The sequence below is a fragment of the Candidatus Paceibacterota bacterium genome, assembly GCA_016782605.1.
Classification (GTDB): Bacteria; Patescibacteriota; Minisyncoccia; order Minisyncoccales; family RBG-13-42-11; genus BS750m-G71.
Genome location: JADHYE010000003.1, coordinates 12,640 through 37,700, shown reverse-complemented (window position 1 = coordinate 37,700; position 25,061 = coordinate 12,640). Strand labels below are relative to the sequence as shown.

Sequence of the window (25,061 nt, the reverse complement as noted above, 5' to 3'; positions counted from 1 at the left end):
TTAAACCTATTCCTATTTTATAACCACTTCTTCTCTCTTTAATTTTGCCTTTCTGCCCTTAGCTTCTCTCAAATAGTAAAGCTTTGATCTTTTTGCTTTACCGCGTTTAATAAGCTCAATTTTATCAATTATCGGAGAATGGATCGGGAAGATTTTTTCTACGCCAACTCCGGAAATCACTTTCCTGACAGTAATGGTTGAGTTTACGCCTTTGCCGTGCTTTCTGGCTATGACTTGGCCTTCAAACACCTGAATTCTTTCCTTAGTTTCTTGCTTGGCAGATTTGCCCCTTTTTGCCGTTTCTTTGATTTTTTGGTGAACCTTAATCGTATCCCCTGATCTGATATCGGGCAAGTCTTTTTTTAATTGATTTTTGTTGAATGTTTCTAATTTTGTGCTCATTTTAGTGAGTGAATTTCGTTAGAAATTTACGAAGCTTCTTAGATGAGATTTCGCAGAAATTTCATCGTTTTAATTTATTTAATATTGTTTTTAAATCATCGGGTAATTCTGATTTGAATTCTATTTCTCGACCGTTTGGCAATTTTATCTTCAGATAAGATGCGTGTAGGAAGTGCCTTTTTAAGCCTTTCGGCAAAAGCTGGCCTTTGAATCCGTACATTTTGTCTCCGGCAATTGGGTGGTTAAGATAAACAAAATGAGTTCTGATCTGGTGTTTTCTGCCGGTTTTCGGCTCAACTTCAATGAAATCATAATCTTTGAATCTTTGCAATACTTTGTACTTGGTGACAGCTGTTCTTTTACCTTCAGAATTAGGCTCTCCGATTAGGTATATTTTCTGCTTTTTTCTGTCTGCTGGCGAGCGTCCTATCAAGGTTTCTATCTCTCCTTCTGTATTTTCCAATTTACCGACAACTAAGGTAAGGTATTTTTTAACAACATTCCTTTCTTTGAACTGCTTTTGGAGGAATTTCAAAATATCGTCATTTTTTGCGATTAAAAGCACTCCTGAAGTGTCTTTATCTAATCGGTGGACTCTTTTTTGAAAGTCGTCTGAGTTTATCCCAGCGGGCTTATCAATCACCAGTAACTCTTGGTCTTCGTAAATAGTTCTCATGTGGGCGCGACAGGACTTGAACCTGTGACCTCCTCAATGTCAGTGAGACGCTCTAACCAGCTGAGCTACGCGCCCTTGGTGCGCACGGCAGGGATCGAACCTGCGACCCTCAAATTATAAGTTTGATGCTCTAACCACTGAGCTACGTGCGCATTCTATAATGATTTTATTTTTAATTTCGTTGTCTCTTCTTTTCTTTGGAATACTGTTTTTTCCTTTTTAGTTTTCTTTTTACCTAAAAGCGCCTCAAACTCTTCTCTTTCAATCGTTTCCTTTTCAATTAGGGTTTTAGCGATTTTTTCGAGAAGAACTTTCTTTTTAGTTAAAATCTTGCTTGCTTGGTCTTCTGCGTTTCTAATGAATCTTTCTACTTCTTTGTCTATTTGCCCGGCTATTTCTTCTGAATAATTTCTTTGTTCTGAAATTTCTTTTCCCAAAAAGACTAATTCTTCCTTTTCGCCGAAGAAAATCGGACCCAAAGAAGACATGCCGTATTCTTTTACCAGTTTTCTGGCTAGTTGTGAAGCCCTTTCCAGATCATTGGTTGCTCCGGTGGTTATCTCTTTGAACTTCAGTTTTTCTGCGCAATGGCCTGCCAAAAGAGTTGCCATTTCCGCAAGAAACTCTGATTTTGTTTTAATACTTCTTTCTTCCATCGGCGTTTTAATCGTATAGCCAGCTGCCATTCCTCTGGCAACTATTGATATTTTTCTGACAGGTTCTGTTCCTACTAGAGAATCAGACACTAAAGCATGGCCAGCTTCGTGAAAAGCGGCAATCTCTTTTTCTTTTTTCGAAAGAACATGGCTTTTTCTTTCCGGTCCCAATAAAACCTTTTCGATTGACTCTAGAAGCTCCTGCTGGAAAATCTGCTGTTTGTTCTTTCTGGCAGCCAAAATAGCTGCTTCATTAACTACATTGGCCAAATCTGCTCCGGAAAATCCAGGAGTTCTTTCAGCTACTTCTCTTAAATTTATATCTAGATTCAAAGGCTTGCCCTGGCAGTGGATTTTTAAAACTTCTTCTCTATCGTTAATGTCCGGCAAATCCAATACAACTCTTCTGTCAAATCTGCCAGGCCTTAAAAGGGCCGGGTCAAGAACGTCCGGTCTGTTGGTTGCAGCACAGACAATTAATTTCGTATCTCTTTCAAAACCGTCCATTTCAACCAAAATCTGATTTAAAGTTTGTTCTCTTTCATCGTGTCCTCCTCCCAAACCTGCTCCCCTGTGTCTGCCGATTGCGTCAAGTTCGTCAATAAAGATTATGGCTGGAGCTGATTTTTTAGCGGTAGTAAAAAGATCTCTGACGCGGCTTGCGCCTACGCCAACGAACATTTCAACGAACTCAGAGCCCGAAATATGGAAAAAGGGAACATGGGCCTCTCCTGCCACGGCTCTTGCCAAAAGCGTTTTGCCTGTGCCAGGGCTTCCCATTAACAATACTCCCCTTGGAATTCTCGCTCCCATTTGCAGGAATTTTTTCGGATTCTTCAAAAAGTCAACTATTTCCAGCAACTCTTCCTTCGCTTCTTTCAAGCCGGCTACGTCTTTAAAGGTGATTTTTTCTTTCGGATGGCCTTCTGCTCCGAACAGCCTGGCTCTTGCTTTCGTAAAGTCAAAAGCCTGCATCGCTCCTCCTTTGGCCTGTCGGAACATCATCCAGAAAAAGATGCCGAAAACCAAAAGCGGCAATATTAATAGTAGGGGCATTAGCCAGTTCCAAATGTCGCTTTTTTCTTTTGTTTCAACATTTACTGACCTTAACTTTTCTTCATTTACTCCGTAGTTTATCAAAGACTGGGAAAGGGCAGCTTCCGCTTCTTTAGTGGAAAAGGCCTTGCCATCGTCTTGGTAGGTAATTTCAAGGTCATTGCCGGAAACAACGATATTCTTTATATTCCCTTCGTTTATTCCTCCGACAACCTGGCTTAAAGACAATTCTGTTTTTTCTTCAAAAGGGCTTGAGAAAAAAGTAAAAATACTGGAAAGTACCAGAAAAATAAGCAGGATAATTGCGAAATTTTTAATCAGGCTTTTCATATCTTTAAGAATAACAGGAAAACATCGGAGAATCAAGGAAAACAAAAACGGCCCTTTTTGCCGCTTTCCGCCTTAATTTATTAATCAACCACTTTCAGGCTCATTCTGTGTTCTTTTGAATCGATTGATAGAATTTGAAATTTATATTTCTCTCCTATTTTCAAAGTTTCTTCCATTTTTGTCTTAGTGCCGAATTCGGAAATATGGCAAAGTCCCTGTATTTTAGTATTGATCTGGACAAAAGCGCCGTAAGGATTAAACTTAGTTACCTGTCCTTCAATAGTGTCTCCTTTTTTGTTTTCTTTTTCAAAGTCCTGCCAAGGATCCTCTTTCAAAGCTTTTAATGACAAGGAAACTTTGTTTTCTGCAATGGAAATGATTTTTGCTTTGATTTTCTGGCCCACTTTTACGACATCAGCCGGGTTTTGAATAAGCTGCCAGTCAAGCTCGGATATATGTATTAATCCTTCAAGGCCCTCCTCGCCGAATTTCATGAATGCGCCAAAATCAGTAATGCCGGTGATTTCGCCATCAACCACGTCTTCAACATTGTAGCTTTTTAAGATTTCTTTTATCTTTTCGTCTTCTTTCGCCTTTTCCGACAAAATCAATTTTTCCTGCCTCGCGTCCAAATCAAAAATCTTCACCTCCAGCTCCTGGTCAACGAATTTCTGAAGCTCCATGACAATTTTAGCAGAATCTCCTTTTTCCACTCTGGGATAGTGTTCGGGCAATAACTGGGAAACGGGCAAAAAAGCAGGTACGCCGAAAACTTCAGCTAAAAGCCCGCCTTTGTTCGCTCCGATTATCTTAACGTTAAATTTTTTATCTTCGTCTTTTTGTTCCTTCAGTTTTTCCCAAGTTATCTTGTCAGAGGCCTGGTTCAAGGAAAGCTCGATATAGCCTTCGTCGTTTTCCAATTCTATAATTTTTACAAAAAGAGAATCTCCCATTTTCAGGTTTCTTATCTCGTCTCTGGCCTCCTGGAACTCTCTGCCGTAGATGACTCCGGTTCCCATCGGTCCCAAATCCAAAAAAACAGCAGACCTTGCTTTGCCGACGATTTTCCCTTCCACGATCTTGCCGATCTGAGCTGGTTTTACTGAATTGTTTTGTTCCAATAAATCTTTCATCGAGATTTTACTTGTAAAATCGAAGATTGAAATGAAGCTTTAGCTTCATTGAGTATCGAATTTATATCTTCCAGCTTACAATAAATGTTGAGTTTTTACAATAGCTGTGATAAAATTAAATATGTTGATGAAATTACAATTTCATCTCCAGTTTCGATTGCTCAATGAAATATTTATTTCATTTCGACGTTCGATTGATAAATATAAATTGAGACGAGAGATGAGATTTATCTCATCGAACTAATAAATTAAAATCTCGCTCTATGAACATTTTTTGGCACGGACAATCTTGCTTTCAAATATCTTCAAGCCAGGCAAAAAACAATCACGTCAATATTGTTATCGATCCTTTTTCAGAAGATACTGGCTTAAGAATTCCAAAAGCCGAAGCTGATATTTTATTGGTTTCCCATCAGCATTCAGACCACAACAACGTTAAAGCAGTTTTAGGAAACCCTTTTGTTGTTGCCGGTCCCGGAGAATACGAAATAAAAGAAGTCTTTGTCCGCGGGATCCCTTCTTTTCACGATTCGTCTTTGGGGAAAGAAAGAGGAAATAACACTATTTATATCATAGAGGCAGAAGAATTGAGGATTTGTCATCTTGGGGATCTGGGTCAGAAAGAATTGACTCCAGAGCAGGTGGAAAAGATAGGAGAAGTTGATATTTTAATGGTTCCCGTCGGTGGCGTATTCACTATTTCAGCTAAAGAGGCGATGAAAATAATGTCGCAGATCGAGCCTAATATCATAATCCCGATGCATTATCAGCTGCCCAAATTGAAAATGAAGCTTGATGGTTTAGACAAATTCTTGAAAACCATGGGAATCAAAAAGATAGATTCTTTGCCGAAGTTATCCATTAAAAAGAAAGACATTGTTTCTGAAGAGGCGAAAATAGTCGTCCTCAGCCCTTAATATCAATCCGTGGACATTATTGAAAAAATCCAAAAACTGCCAGAATCCAAGAAAAAGATTATTCTCTGGGCAACAGTGATTGTTCTTGGCTTGGCGCTCTTGTTTTTCTGGTCAAAAAAAGTCCAGAATAAGTTAGGAAATTTCAAGGCAGAAGATATAAAAGAGGAATTGAACCTGCCCAATTTGGAAATGCCGGACTTCAATATGTAGGACATTAATTATGAACCCCGTTAGAAGTCTTTGGCAGAAAAAATTTAAATACATTTTTTCTGCGAGATATCAACGGGAATATAATCAATAAACAAAGGTCTGTTTAAATTGATTGTTTTAATCATATAAAGACAGACTTCTAACGGGGTGAAGAAGAACAATAATTTAAAAACTGAAAACAGCAAAATCGGCCTTATCAAGCCTCGGGAAATAACTGAAGAGATGAGGGAGTCTTATATTAACTATGCCATGTCAGTTATTGTTTCTAGGGCTTTGCCTGATGTCAGAGATGGCTTAAAACCTGTTCATCGGCGCATTCTGTATACGACCCTGGAAGAAGGACTGAGACACAATGCCAAGTTTAGGAAATCAGCTACGGTTGTCGGAAGCTGCTTGGGACGCTATCATCCTCATGGAGATATGGCTCTTTATGATGCTTTAGCAAGAATGGCTCAGGATTTTTCTTTGAGATATCCCTTGATTAACGGCCAGGGCAATTTCGGTTCCATTGACAACGATCCGCCGGCTGCCATGCGGTACACTGAATGCCGTCTGTCAAAAATTGGTGAGGAAATGCTAAAAGACATTGAGAAAGATACGGTTAATTTCGTTGAAAACTTTGACGGAACGAGAAAAGAGCCGACTGTTTTGCCTTCGCCCGTTCCCCAGCTTCTATTGAACGGTTCTTTGGGTATTGCTGTTGGTATGGCAACCAATATCCTCACCCATAACTTATCAGAAGTTTGCGATGCTTTGATTTATTTGATTGAAAAACCGAAAGCAGATACTGAGGAACTCTTTAAGTTTATCCAGGGACCTGATTTCCCGACAGGCGGTATAATTTTTGACCAGAAAGGGATAATTGAGGCTTATTCCCAGGGCAAGGGGCCAATTGTTGCCAGGGGAAAAGCAGAGGTAATGGAACAGGAAAAAACAGGCAGGCAGCGCATCATCATTACAGAAATTCCCTACCAGGTGCAAAAATCAACTCTAATTGAACAATTTGCTGCCTTGGTTCAGGAAAAGAAGATAGAAGGCATAAAAGACATCAGGGACGAATCTGATAAAGAAGGAATGAGGATTGTTATTGAGCTTTCGCGAGACGCTTATCCCCAGAAGGTTCTTAACAGGCTTTACAAATTCACTGACCTCCAAAAAACGTTTCACTTGAACATGCTGGCTTTGGTAGATGAAATCCAGCCGAGAGTTTTGAGTTTGGCTGAGATGCTCAGTTATTTCATCAGCCATCGCATTCAGGTAATCACCAGAAGGATAAAGCATGACCTGGAAAAAGCTAAAGAAAGAGCCCATATTTTAGAAGGCTTGCACAAGTGCCTGGCCAATATTGATGAGGTGATTAAGACCATTAAGAATTCTGCCAACAGGGAAGATGCAGAAAAGAATTTAATAAAAAGATTTAAACTGACAAAGATCCAGGCAAACGCTATTTTGGAAACTAAGCTTTCTGCTTTAGCCAAACTGGAGAGAAAGAAGATTGAGGACGAATTAAAAGAATTAAAACTCAAAATCAAAGAGCTTATTGAAATCCTAAAGAGTCCCCAAAAGATAAAATCAGTTGTTAAGAAAGAAATAAAAGAGGTCAAGGATAATTTCGGGGACGAAAGAAGGACAAAGGTGCACAGCCAGAAAATAGGAGAAATTGCCGAGGAAGATTTAATTCCTCAGGAAGAAACGATAATCACCCTGACCCAGGGAGGATACATTAAAAGAATCAATCCGAGAACCTACAAAATCCAGAAAAGGGGCGGCAAGGGAATTATGGGCATGAAAACTCTTCAGGACGACGTAGTAGAACATTTCTTGGCAGCCCAAACCCACGATTCTCTGCTCTTTTTCACTGATTCTGGGAAAGTTTTCTGCACCCAGGTTTACGAAATACCGGAAGGCCAGAGAGTGGCCAGGGGCAGGGGCCTTTTGAATTTTCTTGAAATCACTCCCCAGGACAAGATATTATGCCTTAGAACGATCAGTAAATTGGACCAGGAACAGGGCATAAAATATTTAATAATGGCTACCAAGAATGGTATAATCAAGAAAACTCCTTTGGAGGACTTTGAAAATATCAGGAAGTCAGGATTGATCGCCATTTCTTTGAAAAAGGGAGACGAGCTCAAGAACGTCCAGAAGACCACCGGCCAGGACAAGATACTGCTCGTTACCAAAAAAGGCCAGTCCATTTGTTTCCAAGAAAAGGAGATCAGAGCAATGGGCAGGACTGCCTCCGGCATCAAAGGGATAAGGCTTAGAAAGGGAGACGAAGTAGTGGCTGTAGACGTAATCGCTTCCCAGGAGCAGAAAGAAAAAACGCAGAACTATTTGCTGATTATTTCGGAAAACGGATTTGGCAAAAGAACCGACGTTAAAGAATACAAAACTCAGGGCAGGGGCGGGTCTGGAATCAAAACCGGAAACGTAAATCCGAAAACAGGCAATATTATCGCTTCCAGAGTTATCGGTCCGGAAGAAGAGGATTTGATCGTCATTTCGCAAAAAGGACAGGTTATCAGGACTAATATTTCCCAAATTCCAAAGCTCTCCCGTTCAGCCCAGGGAGTAAGATTAATAAGGCTGGAACAAGGTGACAAAGTTGCCTCAGTAACCTGCACATAATTATGAAAGAGTTTTTAGATCCTGAAAAAATCCTGCAAAAATTAAAACTGGAAGAAGATATGGTGGCTGCTGATTTCGGTTCGGGCTCCGGCGGCTGGGCTATTCCTTTAGCTAGGAAATTGGAGTATGGAAAGGTTTTTGCAGTAGATATTTTAGAAGAACCGCTTTCTTCCTTGGAAGCTAAAGCAAAGCTGGCAAAGATATCCAATATTAAAACCATTCTGGCAGACATTGAGACTGGGAGCAAAGTTTGGGATTACGGATGTGATTTGGTTTTAATGACCAATCTTCTTTTCCAGTGCGAAGACAAAAAAAAGGTATTGGAAGAAGGAAAAAGAGTTTTAAAAAAAGGCGGCAGGATACTGGTGGTTGACTGGGCCAAAGATACTGCTTTAGTGCCAAAAGATAAGATAATTTCTCCTGCCAAAGTGAAAGAAATCGCTAGTAGCTTAGGTTTAAAGGCAGAAAAGGAATTTGCCGCTGGTCCTTATCATTTCGGTTTAATTCTGGTAAAATAAAACCATGAAAAAGAAATACTTCATATTTATAATCTTCATGCTGCTTTTAGTTTTTTTTGCTAAAGATGTTGTTTTGGCTCAAGATGCTATTGAATTAAGTAATCCTTTAAGATATGGAGACATTAAAGATTTGATAGACGCCATAATTAATTTCCTTTTTACAGTAAGCATACCCATAGCTGCCATTCTTATTATTATTGGCGGTTTTTTGATGGTTTTTTCTGGTGGAGACGTTTATAAAGTTGAAAAGGCAAGGAATTTATTTTTATACACAGCCATTGGTTTTGCCATTATTCTGCTTGCCAAAGGATTAGTGGAAGTGCTAAAGTCAGTATTAGGAGTAGTAGAATAATCGCTTTTGGAAACTTAAAAAGGTCGAAAGCCAATTTTAGAGAAAAAAAATGAAAAAATACTTAATATCATTTCTTTCAATCAGTTTGTTGGTTTTACCTTTCTTTGTTTTTGCTCAAGAAACGGCACCGGTCATTGGTGGCAGCGTTGACGAGCTAGTCGTTATTTTAAACAGAATCGGCGACTTGATTTTCACCATTTTACTAGTGATCGCTTTCATCTTTTTAGTTGTTGCTGGTATGAATTTCATTACGGCTAGCGGAGATACGATCAAACTAGAGAAAGCCAGAACAATGTTAATGTACTGTTTGGCTGGAGTGGCTGTTGCTTTGTTGGCCAGGGGAGCGATTGCATTGGTAAGGAATCTTTTGGGAGCTTAAGAATATTTAAATTATTTGATATTACATTAATCCCGCACCATAATATGGCGCGGGATTGATTTTGTTTTCGAAAAAGAATAAAATGCATAATGCGCCCAGGTGGCGAAACTGGCAGACGCGCTGGATTTAGGATCCAGTGAGGAAACTCTTGAGAGTTCGAATCTCTCCCTGGGCACCAAAAACCCGACCTTTTTAGGCCGGGCTTTGTTATCAAATCAAGAATCTTTAGTGTTTTTTAATGACTATCTTTTTCTTGGTTTCCCTTATAATCTTGGGAATCCTGATGGTTAAGACGCCGTTTTTCATTTCAGCTGCTGCTCTGCCAGGGTCAGCTTCAGCTGGCAGGATGATTTCTTTTGAAAAAGGCCCCCAGAAGCATTCTTGTATGAAATAATCTCCGTTTTCTTCAAATGGTTTTTCTCTTCCTCCCCTGATGGTGATAATGTCCCTTTCTATTGAGATGTCCAAATCCTCAAGGTCAACTCCGGCTATGGCTGATTGGATAATCAGGTCTTTATCCGTTTGGTAAACGTCAATTGCCAATTCTCCTTCTTCCATTCCGCCGAAGGAAGGCCATTTCTTCCTTTTTTCTTCTTTTGGTTTTTCTGGTTCTTCTTTCTTTTTCTCTTCTAACTCCTCTTTCTCTTCCGGTTCTTCTTTTTCTTCCTCCTGAATTTCTATTTCCTCTATTTTTATCTCCGGAGTTTTTGCTTCTTTTTTCGGTTTCTTAGCTTTCCTCGGTTTTTTAGCTGGTTTTTTCTTAACTTCTTCTTCCTCTTTTTCTTCTTCTTTTTCTTCTTCGGGCTCTGAAATCGGTTCATCAATGCCCATGCCTTTTTTTAGTTTGTCGAAAAATGATGCCATAGTTTAGTGATTAGTTATTTAACCTATTTTACAGACGCTTTTTAATTTTTTCAATTTTCTGAATCCTGAAAAAAGGAAAACTGCCAAAAAGGCTAATATGCTGGTCGGTATCAACCAGGAAAGTATTCCTTCAGTATTCATAATAGAAAAATTATATAATCCGTGCAAGAGGAAAACTATCCCCAGGCCGGTAGCAAAAAATACCATCCCTTTTTTTATTTCGAAAATGGACAGGGCTATGAAAAACCCCAAGACCCCAGAACACAAAGCGTGCAAGAAAGTCGCGCCCCAGAATCTTAAAACGCTGATAAGGAATACGTCTTCCAAAAAGAATACCGGGCCCAGAGAAAACAAGATTAGAATATTTTCTACTGCGGCAAATCCCAAAGCAGCAATAATCATATAGAGAATCACGTCTATCGGCTCGTCAAATTCAGGACTATCCAATACTTTTGCTTTGACTACAGAATACTTCAAAATCTCTTCTATAAAAGCCACAGCAATAAATACTCTTAAGAGCAGCGATAAGACTGTTGGCAAGGATAAGTTATCTAAAATATCTATAAGGCCAGTTTCCAAAAGAATGGCTGGTATGGCTATCAGCATGCCGAAAGCGAATATTTTTAAGATCATTTTGTTGGATTCTGGATGGGTGTCTGTTCTCAAATAAAACAAAAGCCAAATGAAGCTGGGCAGGGTTCCGAAAAATATGTAAAGAGGGTAAGACATTATTTTGGCCAATCTTCAACCATCAAACATTTTTTCTTATTTTTAATAGGAAGAGTTTGATAAATTTCTTCGGTAATGAAAGGTAAAAAAGGATGGAGCATTTTTAAATTAGTATTCAGGATTTCTAAAAGTAGATACTGGCTGGCTTGTTTTTTATCTTTATCGGAACCCTGCAGTCTGGATTTATGCTCTTCAATAATTTTATCACAGAAATTATGCCAGAAATAATGATAGAGATTTTCAGATGCTTTATAGAATTTGAAAGAGTCCATTAGTTTATTGATTTGTTTCGAAAAATTATTAAGATTTTTTAGTGTTTTCTTATCATTCGCGCTTAATTTTGGCTTTATTTTCGGATTAAAGCCATTCAGATTCATCAAAACAAAGCGGGAAGCATTCCAAATCTTGTTGGTAAAGTTCCGGTATCCTCGTATTTTTTCTTCATAGATAATTGGGTCGTTGCCAGGTGAATTGCCAATGACCAGGGCCATTCTCAAAGAGTCAGCTCCGTAAATATCTATTACTCCCAATGGATCAATGACATTGCCTTTTGATTTTGACATTTTCTGTCGGTCTTTATCGCGTACCAATCCGTGAAGATAGACATATTTAAAAGGTATTTTTCCAGAAACATACAGCCCCATCATAATCATTCTGGCTACCCAAAAAAATAGAATATCCCAGCCCGTTTCCATAACGTCTGTCGGGTAAAACTTCTTTAGATCTCCTGCTTTGCTCGTTGATAAAGTGGCAAAAGGCCAAAGAGCAGAAGAAAACCAAGTGTCAAAAACATCTTTGGAATCTTTCTCCGGAATCTTAATGCCCCAAACGATTTGCCGGGAAATGTTCCAGTCCCTGAGATTTTTCATCCAATGGAAAAAGAGCTTTTCAAAGCGCTGGGGAATGAATTTAATCTGTTTTTGCTTTACTGCTTTGACAGCAGAATCTCTCAAAGACAGTTTTCCGATTTTCGGCTTGGCTGTCATTTTAACAAACCATTGGTTGTCCAGAATAACCGGCTCAATAGTTGAACCGCATTTGTAGCAGGTAGCCACATTGTGTAGGTAACTGTGGTCAGTTTTTGCAGGATCAAGAAGCCCTTTTTCTTCCATGTCTTTGGCAATGATTTTTCTAGCTTCCAATACTTTTAGTCCTTTATATGGACCGGTATTTTCATTCAGTTTGCCGAATTTGTCTATCACTTCAATCGGAGGAGGTATTTCTTTTTTGTGTCTTTGCCAGATTTCAAAATCATCCGGGTCGTGGGCTGGAGTGACTTTTATCACTCCTGTGCCGAATTCAGGATCAACAGCTAAATCAGCAATAACTTTTATCTTTCTTTTCCCTAAAAGGGTGTCTATTTCAAGCTCTTTACCAATGTATTTCAAATACCTTTTGTCTTTTGGGTTGACAGCTACTGCTGTGTCTCCGAATTTGGTTTCCAGTCTGACTGTCGCTAATTCCAATGGTCCGTATTTAATGAAATAAAGGGGGTCCTTTCTTTCTTCGTATTTAGTTTCCAAATCAGAAAGAGAAGTCTGGTGTTTTGTGCACCAATTAACTATTCTTTTGCCTTTATACAATAAATTGTCTTTTTCCAGCTTTTTGAAAACTTGGTAAACGAGCTTAACGATATTTTTATCCAAAGTGAATTTTTCCCTTGACCAGTCGCAGGAAGCGCCAAGCTCCATCAGTTGTTTTTCCATTATTTTCTTGTTGTTTAAAGTAAATTTAAGGATTTCCTGATACAGTTTTTCTTTTGGGATTTGGAATCTTGAGCGTCCTTCTTTTTCCAGTTTTTTATCAAAAACCACTTGAGTTTCAAAACCAGCATGGTCAGCGCCCGGCAGCCAGAGCGTTTTTTCGCCCAGCATTCTTTTATATCTGATCATGATATCCTGTAAAGTGACAAAAACAGCGTGGCCAATATGCAGAGAGCCGTTGGCGTTGGGCGGGGGCATAATTATGGTAAAGGGTTTTTTTCTTTTGCCTGGCAGCTTGTCAGGATTAAAAAAACCGGTCTTTAACCAGAGTTGATAGATTTTCTTTTCTACTTTTTCGGGTTCGTAAGTTTTGGAAAGTTCCGAAATCATAATTTTTCACCTATTTTTAGGTTAGCATTAGCTTTAATTTCTTTCCAGTGTTTTTTACCGAGCTTCCATTTGTGGAAGCGAGGTGGAAGAAGAGGGCGAAGTCCTCTTCGCCCCTTTTGCCAGTCGAAAGAAAATTTCATTTTCTTTCTTACCTTCGCTTCCTTCGGAAGCTCGGTGTTCAAATAGCCGGCGACAGCCACCATTGCTGCATTGTCGGTGCATAAGTTTTTTGGCGGCAGAGAAAGAGTAATTTTAGAACATTGGTTGCTGGTTGCTGATTGGAACTGCTTTCTTAATTCTTCGTTAGCTGCTACCCCTCCGCTTAAAATGATTGATTTTACCCTGTAGTCCCTTGCTGCAATTATCGTTTTGCGGATTAAAACGTCAATGATTGCCTGCTGGATTTCAGCGCACATTTCTTGAACGTATTGTTTGGATTTTCTAATTTTTAGAGGGCGTTTTTTAAATTCGTATAAAACAGCGGTTTTCAACCCGGAAAAGCTGAAGTCATAGTTTTTTTGATGGATCATCGGTCGGGGTAAATTAATTTTCAATTTTTTGCTTTTTAATTCAGCTGCTTTTTTTGCTACAATCGGGCCTCCGGGATACCCTAACCCCAGAATTCTGGCTGTTTTGTCAAAGCATTCGCCAGCTGCATCATCCCTGGTCTCTCCTAGTATTTTATATTCTCCGATTTTCTCCATTAAGATAATCTGGGTGTGGCCTCCGGAAACAATCAAACAGACAGCTGGGAAAACTGGTTTTTTATCAATAACGTTAGCTAAGATGTGCGCTTCAATATGATTTACCGGGACTATCGGCAATTTCATTTTTCTAGCCAATTCTTTGCTAAAGTTTATGCCTGTCCATAAGCATGGTTCAAGGCCCGGGCCGGAGGTAACAGCAATCAGATTGATTTTCGGATTTTTAGCTTCTTTCAAAGCTTTTCTAACGACGATGGGCAGGTTTTTTTGGTGTTCCCTTTTCGCCAGAGAAGGGAAAACCCCTCCGTATTTTGAGTGGAGTTTTACCTGGGAAGAAATCACGTTGGAGAGGATTTCAAACTTTCTGTTTTTTTTGATTTTAATAACAGCTGCGCAAGTGTCGTCGCAGGATGTTTCTATGGCTAATATCAGCATATATATCTTTACAAATATCATAAATTAATCTAAGATAGAAGGGAAATTATGGCCCCATCGTCTAGCCTGGTCTAGGACATCTGGTTTTCATCCAGAAAACACCGGTTCAAATCCGGTTGGGGCCGCATGAAAAATAACTATTTGAATCTCTCATCGTCCTTAGATTTGGAAAATCCTAAAGAGAGATTAATTTATAGATGTTTTGAATTTTTGCCCGCCTTGCTTTCTTGGGGGACTCTTTTTTTAGCTTTTGTTTTTTCCTGGCTGAACCCGGCTGTGGTAGCTGTTTTTATCATTGTTTTTGACTGCTTCTGGCTGTTAAGGGTTTTATATCTTGCTTTTCACCAGTCAGCCAGCTATAAGCTGATGAGAAAAAATCTTTCAATTAACTGGTTGGAAAAAGTGGAAAAGATTGATAAATGGCAGGATATTTACCATCTTATTATCTTGCCGACATATAAAGAGAGTTATGGGGTTATTAAGCCTTCTTTTGAGGCTTTGCTTGATTCAAATTATCCAAAAGACAAAATGATTGTTGTTTTGGCGGTTGAAGAAAGAGGAGGAGAAACAGCTAGAAAAACAGCCGAACAGATTGAAAAAGAGTTTGGCGAAAAGTTTTTCAAGTTTTTAGTAACTTTTCATCCCAAAGACATAAAAGGCGAGATCGCGGGCAAAGGTTCCAATGTTGCTTGGGCCATTAAAAAGGTAAAAGAATCAATCATTGATAAAGCATCTTTTTCTCAAGACAATATTATTGTTTCCAATTTTGACGTAGACACAAGGCCCTATCCTCAGTATTTCGCAGTTTTAACCTGGCATTATTTGACAACGGATAATCCTTTAAGAAGCAGTTTCCAGCCGATTCCCGTTTACAACAACAATATCTGGCAGGCGCCTGCTTTTTCCAGGGTCATTGCCACCTCCGGAACTTTCTGGCAGATGATGCAGCAGCAAAGGCCGGAGCAGCTGGTAACTTATTCTTCCCATTCAATACCATTCAGGGTTTTAGAGGAAGTCGGCTATCCATATAATATGACTTCCGATGATTCGCGCATTTTTTGGAAGGCCTATCTTTTTTACAATGGAGACTACAAAGTCGTTCCTTTATATTATCCTGTTTCTATGGACGCTGTTTTGGCAGAAAATTTAAAAAAGACAGCTGTAAACCAGTACAAGCAGCAGAGGAGATGGGCCTGGGGCTGCGAAAACATCCCATATATCTTTTTTAACTTTCTGAAAAACAAAAAAATCCCATCAAAAGAAAAAATCCGCCATGCTTTCGTTATCCTGGACGGATTCTGGTCTTGGGCAGTAGCTACTCTGATTATTTTTCTTTTGGGCTGGCTGCCTTTGATGATCGGCGGAGAGCACTTTAAAACCAGTCTTTTGTCATACAACTTGCCCAAATTAACCAGTTTTATTATGACAGCTGCCATGGTTGGTATAGTTATTTCAGCCATTACCAGCTTGCTTTTGCTGCCGCCCAGGCCGAAAGGATTGAGCAGATGGAAAAATGTTTCAATGTTTTTCCAGTGGCTTTTAATGCCCGTTACCCTGATAGTTTTTGGCGCTTTTCCTGCTTTGGAATCGCAAACAAGATTAGCTTTCAGGAAATATCTGGGTTTCTGGGTAACGGAAAAAATAAGAAAATGATTTACCCCGCACCACTTTGTCATAATTCAAAACTCATCAGCCATAATTTTGGTTTTTGGGTATAAGATTATTGCAAAGTGGTACGGGGTTTATTCCAAATGAATTCTTCTTTGGAATTCCTCGAGTTTTGTCCGCAAGAGCGGATTTTTTTTCATTTCAGGATCATTTTGCAGAATTGCCTTTGCTTCGTTCCTCGCTTCCTCAACCATTTCAATGTTTTTTAAAGCAGCCATGGTCATATCAGGCACTCCCCACTGCCTTTGTCCAGACAAGTCTCCAGGCCCTCTGATAACCAAGTCCTTTTCTGCCAAATCAAACCCGTTTTCGCATTTTATTAATGCTTTTAATCTTCTGTTTACGGTTTGAGATTGGAAGTCGGTTAAAAAAAGGCAGAAGGATTGTTCTTTGCCTCTGCCAACCCTTCCTCTGAATTGATGGAGCTGGGCCAAACCAAACTTATCAGCGCCTTCAATAGCCATGACGCTTGCATTGGGGATATCAATACCAACCTCAATGACAGAGGTAGAAACAAGAATGTCTGTTTTGCCGTTTTTAAACTTTTTCATTATTCTTTCTTTTTCTTCGTTCTTCATCTTGCCGTGGAGCATAGCTATTTTGAATTCAGGAAAGATTTCTTTTTTTAGCTTTTCATATTCTTCTTTGACCGCTTTGACTTCGTCCCAGTTTGTCGCTTTTCCATTTTCGCTTTTTGTCGGCTCTATCCTCGGACAGATGACGAACACCTGCCTTCCTTTTTTAATCTGTTCTCTGATGAAATCGTAAGCTTTTTTTCTGGCTAAAGGCGGAACTATTTCGGTGATAATTTTCTTTCTTCCTTTCGGCAGTTCTTTGATCAAAGAAAGATCCAGGTCTCCGTAAATGGTTAAAGTGAGAGTTCTCGGAATGGGAGTAGCGGTCATTGATAATAAATGGGGAATTGTTTTAGTTTGCTGATTTTGGCAAAGCTTTGCTCTTTGGTCTATACCGAATCGGTGCTGCTCGTCAATAATGACCAAAGCTAATTTTCCGAATTTCACTTCTTTTTGGATTAAAGCGTGAGTGCCTATTAAAATGTCAATTTTCCCTTTGCTTGCTTTTTCAAGAATGTCTTTTCTCTTTACTTTTTTATTTTGTAATCTATTTTCCTTTCCGGTTATCAGTCCTATTTTCAATCGGTATTTTTTAAGAGCAATATTGAAAGTATGATAGTGCTGTTTTACCAGGATTTCTGTCGGCGCCATAAAAACTGTCTGGAAGCCAGCTTTGGCTGTATTAAGGGCAGCCATAGCTGAGACTACTGTTTTGCCAGAGCCGACATCTCCTTCCAAAAGACGGTTCATCGGCCTTGGCTTTTCCAGGTCTTTTAAAATCTGCCAGCTGGCCTTTCTCTGGTCGTCAGTCAATTGGAAAGGCAAGTTTTTTGCGAATTCTTGGACCAGTTTAAGGTCTATTGGTATGGCAAAAGCTTTTTCCTGTCTCATTTTCAATCTTTCATTCAGAATGAAAAGAGAAAGGATAATCAATTCTTCAAAAACAAATCTCTTTTTAGCTGTTTCTGCTTCTTTTAACGAATCCGGGAAATGAATTTGCCAGATAGCTGTTTTAAAATCAAGCAGTTTGTATTTTGTTTTTAATTCTTTTGGCAGAGCGTCTTTAATCTCATTCCTCATTCTCATTAAAATAGGCTTGATCAGGAATCTCAGCCATCTCGAAGACAATCCTTCGGTCCCGGGATAAACAGGCACCAGTCTGCCTGTGTGGGTTAAATCAGAATGGTTAAGGTTGATATCTGATATTCTTTCGTAAGCTGGAGACGACAAATATGTCTTACTTCCTTTTTTATTTGTTTTTCCAGAGAGAAATAAAAAATCACCCTTTTTGAAAGTGTTTATCAAATAGGGCTGGTTAAACCACATAACCTGAATCTGTCCTGTTTCATCGCCGATTAAGGCCTGGGTTAAAGTCATTCTTTTTCTGAAAGTCCTGATGTTTTTAATGTCCAGAATTTTCCCTTTTGTAGAAACTGTTTGGTTTTGTTGTATTTCAGAAATAGGGATAATATTTGAAAAATCCTCATAGCGGTGAGGAAAATGAAAAATAAGGTCTTTTACGGTTTTAATGCCGAGCCTCCTTAGTTTCTTTTGGATTTGCGGTCCGACCCGAGGAATTTCTTCAATGGGAGTAGATAATTGCATGTGCCCCCAGTAGGATTCGAACCTACAGTCACAAGGTTCGCGACCTTGCATTTTATCCATTAAACTATGGGGGCGTATCTCAAAATTATCATAATTTTAGCTTAAATTCAAATTGACTTTTATTGTTTTTGAATGTAGAATAGAAGACAGTTGGAGGAGTCGCATAGTGGCTATTGCAGGAGATTGCTAATCTCTGACGGTTTAAAACGCCGTCCGTGGGTTCGAGTCCCACCTCCTCCGCAACGTACAAAATTTCAGAGAAATTTTTACGTTGCTGAAACGTTTAAATTTGCTTTGCAAATTTAAACGTTTCGCTTTCAATATGTATTATCTCTACCTTCTTCTTTGTGACGATAATAGTATTTATACTGGCGTTACTAATAATATAGAAAGAAGGTTTTTAAAACATAAGAATAAAAAAGGAGGACATTATACTAGTAGCCATAATGCAGCGAAGATTATTTACAAAGAAGAATATCCAACACAAAAAGAAGCATTGGCGCGAGAAAGACAAATTAAGGGGTAGAGAAGAGATAAGAAATTAAAATTAATTAAATAAATTAATGAAAGAAAAAATTAAGAAATATAAATATTGGCTAATTATAATTATTATATTTTTATTCGTTCCCTTAATAATAAATCATTATAGATATAATAAATGTGTAGAAGTTGAAAAAGAAGAATTGATAAAATGTAAAAATGGAAATTACGGAAATTATGATTGTTCTGTTTTTGAAAATCCAGAAGAAAAATGTGATATGAAAATTTATAAAAAATAAGGATCAGCTTTATGGCTGGGTTTTTAATTTAAAAAGGTTCCAACATAGTCCCATGTGGCCAGCACTCAATATTAGTCATATGAACACTGTCCCTATTTCAATTAAAGATCATATAGCGAATGCTTGTTATTATCTTAAAGCTGCTGACAAATTCCCATGTCCTGTTCAAAATGGCGTGCATATCCTATTGTTACTCATTGCCCAAGAACATATACAAATAGGTAAAGAAGAATTAATCAGTTGGGTGCGAAAGACCACACCCGATAAAAAACTTTACAAAAACCACGCTTATAAATTTAGAAAAGTTAGACCAATTATGCAAACTATTGTGGGGTAAGGAGATGATCTATACACGAAAACTATTACGTATAGGAGTGGTACTGATTTTGAAAAACTACTTTCGATTTGTCGTTACGGGCCCAAGACTGGACGAAAAGAATTAGCCTCGATTTTTAACAGAGGTTGGCATATTGATTCCTTCAGAAACTCATTGATTAATAACATTAAGTGGGAAGAAATGATGGTTCGTATACACGAGAATTTGTTAAACCGTCCTAAATAAAATTATTATGGCTCAACCGAGACGGGTCGGTAAGATAGCCCCAAAAGCCCCGAAATCACCCTTAAAACCTCGGTTCTGGACCGAGGATGCCAGCTCTCTAGTGCTTGGTTCGTGTGACCGAGCCGCGTCAAAAACCGCCCATCGCTGGGCAGTTTTTATTTATCGCCAAAAAGACAGTTTTTTGGTAGAATTGAAATATGGAATTAGAACTTGATTCAATCCAAATTTTCGTTTCAGACATAGAAAAATCAAAAAAATGGTATTCTGAAATTCTTGGTATGGAGTTAATAGAAGAATATCCAGATATCAAGTGTTTACTTATGAAATTAGGTGATGTTAAATTTTATATTGAAACTCCTTGCCCTAATTGGGGTGAAGGCTGGGACACGGTAAAAATTGGGGGACGAAATCCAATAATCTTTAAGACTAAAGATATTAAAAAAACTGTAGATAAATTAAAATCAAAAAACGTAAAATTGGTTGAAGAAATTTCAAAAAGATCCTGGGGTCAATATAAGGCAGTTTTTACTGACCCGGATGGCAACGAATTTAACCTTGTGCAGTCCGAATAGCCTTTTTATCTTAAAAAGGTTCCAACATCGTCCCATAGCCCCAGTCAGTTGGGATATAGCTAAAAAAAGAATTGATAAAATAATTTTATGCGAGATTTATCATTTAGAGTTACAAAAGAAGTTTTGGATTTGGGAATAAAAATTCTTACTGCCCGAATCGTAGGTGTTCAGAACAGTGACTTAAACGCTGAATTCGAAAACTATAAAAATTCAGAGTTAGAGAAAGTTAAGCAAGAATGGGAGGGTAAGAAATATAAAGATGACCCCGTTCTTGCCGGCTTCCGAGATTTACATACAAAAGTTGGTAGAAGTAATCGAGAGTATGTTGCATCCCCAGAAGGCTTACGCTGGTTATTCCTCGAACGTGGTCGTTTTCCTCACATCAACACTCTCGTTGATATTTACAATCTCGTTTCCGTAAAGACGGGCTTGGCATTGGGAGCACATGATATTGATAAAGTGCAGGGTAATATAACTTTACGGCTCACAAAAGGCGATGAAATTTTTGTTCCCCTCGGTAAAACAGAGCCGGTTGCTATATTCCCCGGCGAATATAGTTATATTGATGATGGTAATAATGTGATTTGTAGGTTGGAAGTTTTGCAGGTTGAGCCGACAAAAGTTACGTCCGAAAGCAACGATGTCTTTATGATTATTGAAGGAAACGCAAATACAGATGTGGAATATGTCCGAAGCGCCGCTAAAGAAGTTTGCGAGTTAACAACTAAACATTGTGGTGGGTCGTATTCTTTTTTGAACGAATTAAATTAGGGATTTGCCGCCAAAATTTAGCGAGCTTCGCTCGCTAAAAACTTGAAATTGTTAAAGAATATAGCGGGATGCCCCTGACCGAGACGCGTTATGAGACACGCCTAAAAGACCCCGAATTTCCTCTTAAAGACCCAGCTCTAGACCGGGGTTGCGAATAAACAGGTTCTAGTCCTTCGATGTGACTCAGGGCAGGCATCGTCCCATAACCCCAGCTTTATCATCAAGTGATATCTATTGAAATCAGTTAATAAATCGTCAAGGAGTCGTCTCGTAATTGGGGCGGTTTTTTGTTAAAATAAAAATATGAAAAAGAAAATTATTTTAATAGGGGGAGCACCTAGAACAGGTAAAACTTTTTTAGCCAAAGAGCTTTCAAAAAAATTAGGTATTCCCTGGATTTCTACAGATACAATTAGAGAATTCATGAGGGAAGTAGCAGACAAGAAAAAATATCCAAATCTTTTTCATTTTTTGGAGAGAAAACCGGAAATCTATTTGCCGAGTCATACGCCAGAACAAATTGTAAAAGATCAAAACAAAGAAAGCGTTGATGTTTGGAAAGGGGTAAAAAGTTTTATTAAAAGCGATTATAATTGGGAATCTTATATAATCGAGGGAGTTGCTATTCTTCCCAATTTAGTTTCAAAAGATTTTTCTAGAAATAAATCAATCAAGGCAATTTTTGTGTTAAACGATAACAAGAAAGAGTTGGAGAATAGAATATTTAAATTTGGATTATGGGATGATGCCGGCAAGTATCCCGATCGGCTTAAGCCAAAAGAGTTAGAATGGGTAATACAATTTAACCTCTGGCTCAAGGGAGAGTCAAAGAAATATAAATATCCGGCAATAGAGATTGAGAAGGGAAGGAGCCCTTCATTATTAAAAATAATAACTAGGTTAAACAGGTTCTAACCCTTCGATGCGACTCAGGGCAGGCACTACGACTCGCTTCGCTTGCTCAGTGCAGGCATCGTCCCATAGCCCCAGCTAATAAAATCACCATTATGAATCTGTTAAACGTAAAACCTTTTCAAGAAACTCTTAATGCTGGTATGTGTGGTCCAGCTTGTTTAAAAATGGTCTTAGATTATTTTGGCATACAGAAGACCGAAAAAGATATTGCTGAGCTTTGTAAAACAGACAAAGATTTAGGAACGTCCGATAAAGACATTAGAAGAGCCGCTGAAACATTTGGTTTTAAAGTAGAAATTAAAAATTTCTCAACGTTTGAAAATATCCTTAGTTGGCTTGATAAAAAAGTCCCTGTAATTGTTGATTGGTTTACAAAGGGCCGTTCTGACCATGCAGATTCCATTGTTGCTGACGGACATTATTCTGTCGTGGTTGGGCTGGATGATAAATACATATATTTATAAGACCATGAAATTGGAGCACTAAGAACTATCAAGAAGGATGATTTCTTAAAGGTATGGTTTGATTTTTCAGGAGAAATTATAAATTCATGGGAAGAAATGATAATCCGTCAAATCATTGTAGTTTATCCTGATTCACGTGCCTAAAATAGTGACTCAGCAGACACTTGAAAAATCTTTCAACACACTGTAATCTAGGAGTACTTAACCTTAGTATATTGCCTTCTTTTCAGGAGGGGTCGGATAGCGGCTTATTCCATCGGTTTTGAAAACCGACGTCCGCAAGGACTCGTGGGTTCGAATCCCACCCCCTCCGCAACGTACAAAATTTCAGAGAAATTTTTACGTTGCTGAAACGTTTAAATTTGCTTTGCAAATTTATTACGTTTCGCCTTCAATATGTATTATGTTTATATTCTTCAAAGTCTAAAAAATAAATCTTTGTATATCGGTTATACGACTGATTTAAAAAAGAGATTCAAGGAACATAATGATGGGAAAAGCGTTGCGACAAAACCATTTCGTCCATATAAACTTATATTTTATGAAGCGTTCCTGAGTCAAAAGGACGCAAAGAACAGAGAATTATATTTGAAATCCGGATGGGGATTAAGAAGTTTAAAGAAAATTTTAAGAAATTATTTAAGCTAAAAGGTTTCCCAGCGCAACCCAATTAGTAGCGAGTGAGTAGTGACCCGCATGCCTCAATTCCGCGCTGGTAAAATCCTTAAAAAAGTCCTACAATGCCTCTATAAGGAGCGTCTCCCCGGGTACTTAACCCGAATGTCCCGCTAATTATAAGAATAATTAGCAAATATATTTTTTATTTTGACAGCTATTTGTTTTTTTAATATACTGATTAAACAAACGCATGAATAAATCATATATTTTTCTATCTGTTATTTTTGTAATTTTATTCTCAGTTTTTGTTTTTGTAGCAAAATTAAACATTTCGATTGATCTCGCCTCGCAATTAGCGGTAGCGAGCGTTTTCTTTTTCGCTTTGTTCTCCGGCTTTTTCATTGCCAGGCAGAATGATCGTTACAATAAAATCGTTGATATTATTGCGGAACGAGACGGACTTTATTCGACTCTCTATAGAGTTTTTATGGTTTATCCAAGAATACATTCAGAAATGCGGGAAATTATCAGAGAACACTATACAAGAATTCTTAAACATAACGATTGGGCATATAATGAGTTTCATCCTTCAACCACTATTACGCGACTAACCAAAGCCATGGGAAGCGTTACCGATAAGGAGGCAGATCAGGTAAAAAACAATAATCTGTTCGACGGCATCTGGGGCGCTATTCAAGCGTTACAGCAGAACCGTAAAAGCATTATCGCTACGTATCAGCAACGTTTGCTCCATTTCCAATGGATCTTGATTTATGTTTTTGCCCTTTTGACTATTGTTTCATTCCACTTTTTACAGACTGAATTATTTTGGATTAATATTCTTTAAATTGTTTTTGGTAGAACGAATTAAAAAATCATGCTTTTTGCGGATTTTTTATTCTCTGGCGATAACCAGTCCGATGACTTTTCTGGCTTGAGCTTCTTTCAAAGTTTTTGCGCATTCTTCCATAGTTGAACCAGTTGAGAAAAAGTCGTCAACCAGCAGAATGTTTTTGTCTCTAACGAACTCATTGTCTTTTATTAAAAATTCTTTTTTGTCAGTTTTTTTTATCAGGCAGTTTGTAATCAAGGGAATTTTAAAGAATTCACTCAGTTCCTTGCTCAATTCTTCTGCCTGGTTGAAGCCACGCCATTTCAACCTTTTAATATGCAAAGGTACGGGAATCAATGAAAAATCCTTGAAATCAGGCTGGTTGTCCATTAATTGAAAGTGAGATATTATTAAAGAAGAGAAGGGTTCCTTGAGTTCCTTGGCAAGGTTTTTGGTTTTTATCCACATGGATTACTATTCTTTTTAGACAATATTCATAGTATAATAAAAAAACATTATGTGGAATTTCATTCAGGCATTGCTGCCCAGAAAATTCTTAGGAATAGATATTGGCACTTCTTACGTTAAGATGGTGGAAATGTATAGGTTCGGCCACCAGAGAAAATTGGAGAATTACGGTCAGATTTCCGCTTCTGTTTTTTACGACAAGCCATTCAGAACATTTGATAAAAATACCTTATCTCTTTCCAATAAAGACGTTGCTAAAGCGATAAAGGCGGTCAAAGAGGAAGCTGGCATTAAAACTCAGAAAGTGGTTTTTTCCATTCCCGATTTTTCTACTTTTTTCACTAATTTCAATTTGCCGTCAATGACCAGGGAAGAACTGCCCCAGGCCATTAAATACGAAGCTAAGCAATATATTCCCCTTCCTTTATCAGAGGTAACCCTTGACTGGCAGATAATTGGTGATAAGCCATTAGCTAACGGGAAAAAAGGATTCAAAATTCTTTTGGTAGCTGCTCCCAACGAAATAATAAGCCAGTACCAGGAGATTGCCAAGCTTTCCCAAATGGAATTGTTTTCCTTGGAAGCGGAAGCTTTCAGCTTGATGAGAGCTTTAGTAGGAGAAGAAGAAAAAAGACCAATTGCTTTAATAGATATCGGGGCGCAAAGCACTACCTGTACTATTGTCGATAAAAGAGCCTTAAAAAGTTCTCACAGCTTTGATACGTCAGGAGATGATTTTACTTCAATGGTTGCCCAATCTTTGAGTATTGGTTTTGCTAAAGCTGAGAAAATAAAGAGGCAATACGGCATAAGGCCCTTAACTGTTGAAGAAGGGCAAAACGTTCAAAATATTAGATCAATACTTCTTCCCTTGATCGATGTTATTCTGAGAGAGGTCCAGGGAATATGCAATACTTTTTATCAGCAGGAGAAAAAAGAAATCCAAAAGGTGATAATTGCCGGCGGTACGGCTCTGCTTCCAGGGTTAAAAGAGTATTTTGAAGAAACCTTAAACAAGGAAGTGGAAATTGCCAATCCTTTTACGAATATTTTTTACCCTCCCATTTTGGAAGAAAAGTTAAAAGAAATGGGACCCGGCTATTCCATAGCTGTCGGAACAGCTTTAAGAGGTTTGGAATACTAATAT

General features: G+C 38.3%; 27 protein-coding genes and 7 tRNA genes. 21 read left to right on the top strand and 13 right to left on the bottom strand.

What is annotated here, in order from left to right; all coding sequences use genetic code 11:
- Window positions 1–12: 12 nt before the first annotated feature.
- The 6 genes from rplS to ISS83_01620 form a co-directional block, all read right to left on the bottom strand.
- Entirely contained in the window at window positions 13–402 is a 390-nt protein-coding gene (gene rplS / locus ISS83_01645) for a 50S ribosomal protein L19 (protein ID MBL7142351.1), read from the bottom strand.
- A gap of 61 nt (window positions 403–463) precedes the next feature.
- Window positions 464–1,078 (bottom strand): RluA family pseudouridine synthase, encoded by a 615-nt coding sequence (locus ISS83_01640; protein MBL7142350.1) that lies wholly within the window; start codon window positions 1,076–1,078, stop codon window positions 464–466.
- 1 nt (window position 1,079) lies between these two features.
- Window positions 1,080–1,153, bottom strand: a tRNA-Val gene (locus ISS83_01635).
- A 1-nt stretch (window position 1,154) separates the two neighbouring features.
- A tRNA-Ile gene (locus ISS83_01630) sits at window positions 1,155–1,230 on the bottom strand.
- 3 nt (window positions 1,231–1,233) lie between these two features.
- Window positions 1,234–3,120, bottom strand: coding sequence for an ATP-dependent zinc metalloprotease FtsH (gene ftsH, locus ISS83_01625; GenBank protein ID MBL7142349.1), 1,887 nt, complete (start codon window positions 3,118–3,120; stop codon window positions 1,234–1,236).
- Window positions 3,121–3,200: 80 nt separating this feature from the next.
- Window positions 3,201–4,253, bottom strand: coding sequence for a S1 RNA-binding domain-containing protein (locus ISS83_01620; protein MBL7142348.1), 1,053 nt, complete (start codon window positions 4,251–4,253; stop codon window positions 3,201–3,203).
- Window positions 4,254–4,516: 263 nt separating this feature from the next.
- On the opposite strand from ISS83_01620, the gene ISS83_01615 reads away from it, so the two are divergent.
- From ISS83_01615 to ISS83_01585, 7 genes are all read left to right on the top strand, one after another.
- A complete protein-coding gene (locus ISS83_01615; protein ID MBL7142347.1) occupies window positions 4,517–5,170 on the top strand; it encodes an MBL fold metallo-hydrolase in 654 nt (217 codons plus the stop codon).
- 9 nt (window positions 5,171–5,179) lie between these two features.
- Entirely contained in the window at window positions 5,180–5,380 is a 201-nt protein-coding gene (locus ISS83_01610; protein ID MBL7142346.1) for a hypothetical protein, read from the top strand.
- Between the two features lie 222 nt (window positions 5,381–5,602).
- Window positions 5,603–8,011 carry a DNA gyrase subunit A gene (gyrA, locus tag ISS83_01605; GenBank protein ID MBL7142345.1) on the top strand — a complete coding sequence of 803 codons (2,409 nt, stop codon included), beginning with the start codon at window positions 5,603–5,605 and terminating at the stop codon, window positions 8,009–8,011.
- 2 nt (window positions 8,012–8,013) lie between these two features.
- Window positions 8,014–8,529, top strand: a complete 516-nt coding sequence (locus tag ISS83_01600) for a methyltransferase domain-containing protein (protein ID MBL7142344.1) — start codon at window positions 8,014–8,016, stop codon at window positions 8,527–8,529.
- A gap of 4 nt (window positions 8,530–8,533) precedes the next feature.
- A complete protein-coding gene (locus ISS83_01595; protein ID MBL7142343.1) occupies window positions 8,534–8,881 on the top strand; it encodes a TrbC/VirB2 family protein in 348 nt (115 codons plus the stop codon).
- A gap of 49 nt (window positions 8,882–8,930) precedes the next feature.
- Window positions 8,931–9,260, top strand: coding sequence for a hypothetical protein (locus ISS83_01590; GenBank protein MBL7142342.1), 330 nt, complete (start codon window positions 8,931–8,933; stop codon window positions 9,258–9,260).
- Between the two features lie 93 nt (window positions 9,261–9,353).
- A tRNA-Leu gene (locus ISS83_01585) sits at window positions 9,354–9,438 on the top strand.
- 47 nt (window positions 9,439–9,485) lie between these two features.
- Here ISS83_01585 and ISS83_01580 read toward each other — a convergent pair.
- Genes ISS83_01580 through tsaD form a run of 4 tightly spaced genes read right to left on the bottom strand, consistent with a single transcriptional unit; the run spans window position 9,486 to window position 14,106 of the window.
- Complete coding sequence (locus ISS83_01580) at window positions 9,486–10,124, bottom strand: Hsp20/alpha crystallin family protein (protein MBL7142341.1); 639 nt, start codon at window positions 10,122–10,124, stop codon at window positions 9,486–9,488.
- An 18-nt stretch (window positions 10,125–10,142) separates the two neighbouring features.
- Window positions 10,143–10,853, bottom strand: coding sequence for a PrsW family intramembrane metalloprotease (locus tag ISS83_01575; protein MBL7142340.1), 711 nt, complete (start codon window positions 10,851–10,853; stop codon window positions 10,143–10,145).
- Window positions 10,853–12,943: a class I tRNA ligase family protein gene (locus ISS83_01570; GenBank protein ID MBL7142339.1), complete on the bottom strand. Its 2,091-nt coding sequence runs from the start codon at window positions 12,941–12,943 to the stop codon at window positions 10,853–10,855. The genes ISS83_01575 and ISS83_01570 overlap by 1 nt, the downstream gene beginning before the upstream one ends.
- Window positions 12,943–14,106 (bottom strand): tRNA (adenosine(37)-N6)-threonylcarbamoyltransferase complex transferase subunit TsaD, encoded by a 1,164-nt coding sequence (tsaD, locus tag ISS83_01565; protein MBL7142338.1) that lies wholly within the window; start codon window positions 14,104–14,106, stop codon window positions 12,943–12,945. The genes ISS83_01570 and tsaD overlap by 1 nt, the downstream gene beginning before the upstream one ends.
- Before the next feature lie 29 nt (window positions 14,107–14,135).
- Between tsaD and ISS83_01560 the strand changes: the two genes are divergently transcribed.
- Window positions 14,136–14,210: transfer RNA gene (locus ISS83_01560), tRNA-Glu, on the top strand.
- A 1-nt stretch (window position 14,211) separates the two neighbouring features.
- Entirely contained in the window at window positions 14,212–15,738 is a 1,527-nt protein-coding gene (locus ISS83_01555; GenBank protein ID MBL7142337.1) for a glycosyltransferase family 2 protein, read from the top strand.
- Window positions 15,739–15,827: 89 nt separating this feature from the next.
- Here the strand turns inward: ISS83_01555 and recG are convergent, their stop codons facing one another.
- A complete protein-coding gene (gene recG / locus ISS83_01550) occupies window positions 15,828–17,933 on the bottom strand; it encodes an ATP-dependent DNA helicase RecG (protein MBL7142336.1) in 2,106 nt (701 codons plus the stop codon).
- A 1-nt stretch (window position 17,934) separates the two neighbouring features.
- Window positions 17,935–18,007: transfer RNA gene (locus ISS83_01545), tRNA-Arg, on the bottom strand.
- A gap of 78 nt (window positions 18,008–18,085) precedes the next feature.
- Here ISS83_01545 and ISS83_01540 point away from each other — a divergent pair.
- The 11 genes from ISS83_01540 to ISS83_01490 all read left to right on the top strand — a co-directional run bounded on the left by ISS83_01540 (window position 18,086) and on the right by ISS83_01490 (window position 23,461).
- Window positions 18,086–18,173, top strand: a tRNA-Ser gene (locus tag ISS83_01540).
- Window positions 18,174–18,255: 82 nt separating this feature from the next.
- A complete protein-coding gene (locus ISS83_01535; GenBank protein MBL7142335.1) occupies window positions 18,256–18,459 on the top strand; it encodes a GIY-YIG nuclease family protein in 204 nt (67 codons plus the stop codon).
- Between the two features lie 37 nt (window positions 18,460–18,496).
- Window positions 18,497–18,712, top strand: a complete 216-nt coding sequence (locus tag ISS83_01530) for a hypothetical protein (protein MBL7142334.1) — start codon at window positions 18,497–18,499, stop codon at window positions 18,710–18,712.
- 52 nt (window positions 18,713–18,764) lie between these two features.
- Complete coding sequence (locus ISS83_01525) at window positions 18,765–19,049, top strand: hypothetical protein (GenBank protein ID MBL7142333.1); 285 nt, start codon at window positions 18,765–18,767, stop codon at window positions 19,047–19,049.
- 422 nt (window positions 19,050–19,471) lie between these two features.
- The gene (locus tag ISS83_01520; GenBank protein MBL7142332.1) at window positions 19,472–19,846 is read left to right on the top strand and encodes a VOC family protein; all 375 of its coding nucleotides are present in this window, start codon (window positions 19,472–19,474) and stop codon (window positions 19,844–19,846) included.
- An 87-nt stretch (window positions 19,847–19,933) separates the two neighbouring features.
- On the top strand, window positions 19,934–20,617 hold the full coding sequence (locus ISS83_01515) for a tRNA ligase (GenBank protein MBL7142331.1): 684 nt from the start codon (window positions 19,934–19,936) through the stop codon (window positions 20,615–20,617).
- A gap of 303 nt (window positions 20,618–20,920) precedes the next feature.
- Window positions 20,921–21,532, top strand: coding sequence for a hypothetical protein (locus ISS83_01510; GenBank protein MBL7142330.1), 612 nt, complete (start codon window positions 20,921–20,923; stop codon window positions 21,530–21,532).
- A 92-nt stretch (window positions 21,533–21,624) separates the two neighbouring features.
- Window positions 21,625–21,996 carry a C39 family peptidase gene (locus ISS83_01505; GenBank protein MBL7142329.1) on the top strand — a complete coding sequence of 124 codons (372 nt, stop codon included), beginning with the start codon at window positions 21,625–21,627 and terminating at the stop codon, window positions 21,994–21,996.
- A 229-nt stretch (window positions 21,997–22,225) separates the two neighbouring features.
- Window positions 22,226–22,309: transfer RNA gene (locus ISS83_01500), tRNA-Ser, on the top strand.
- Between the two features lie 83 nt (window positions 22,310–22,392).
- Window positions 22,393–22,644: a GIY-YIG nuclease family protein gene (locus ISS83_01495; GenBank protein ID MBL7142328.1), complete on the top strand. Its 252-nt coding sequence runs from the start codon at window positions 22,393–22,395 to the stop codon at window positions 22,642–22,644.
- A 220-nt stretch (window positions 22,645–22,864) separates the two neighbouring features.
- Window positions 22,865–23,461 (top strand): hypothetical protein, encoded by a 597-nt coding sequence (locus ISS83_01490; protein ID MBL7142327.1) that lies wholly within the window; start codon window positions 22,865–22,867, stop codon window positions 23,459–23,461.
- Window positions 23,462–23,509: 48 nt separating this feature from the next.
- Here the strand turns inward: ISS83_01490 and ISS83_01485 are convergent, their stop codons facing one another.
- A complete protein-coding gene (locus ISS83_01485) occupies window positions 23,510–23,914 on the bottom strand; it encodes a ComF family protein (GenBank protein ID MBL7142326.1) in 405 nt (134 codons plus the stop codon).
- A 49-nt stretch (window positions 23,915–23,963) separates the two neighbouring features.
- Between ISS83_01485 and pilM the strand changes: the two genes are divergently transcribed.
- Complete coding sequence (gene pilM / locus ISS83_01480) at window positions 23,964–25,058, top strand: type IV pilus assembly protein PilM (GenBank protein MBL7142325.1); 1,095 nt, start codon at window positions 23,964–23,966, stop codon at window positions 25,056–25,058.
- Window positions 25,059–25,061 lie beyond the last annotated feature (3 nt).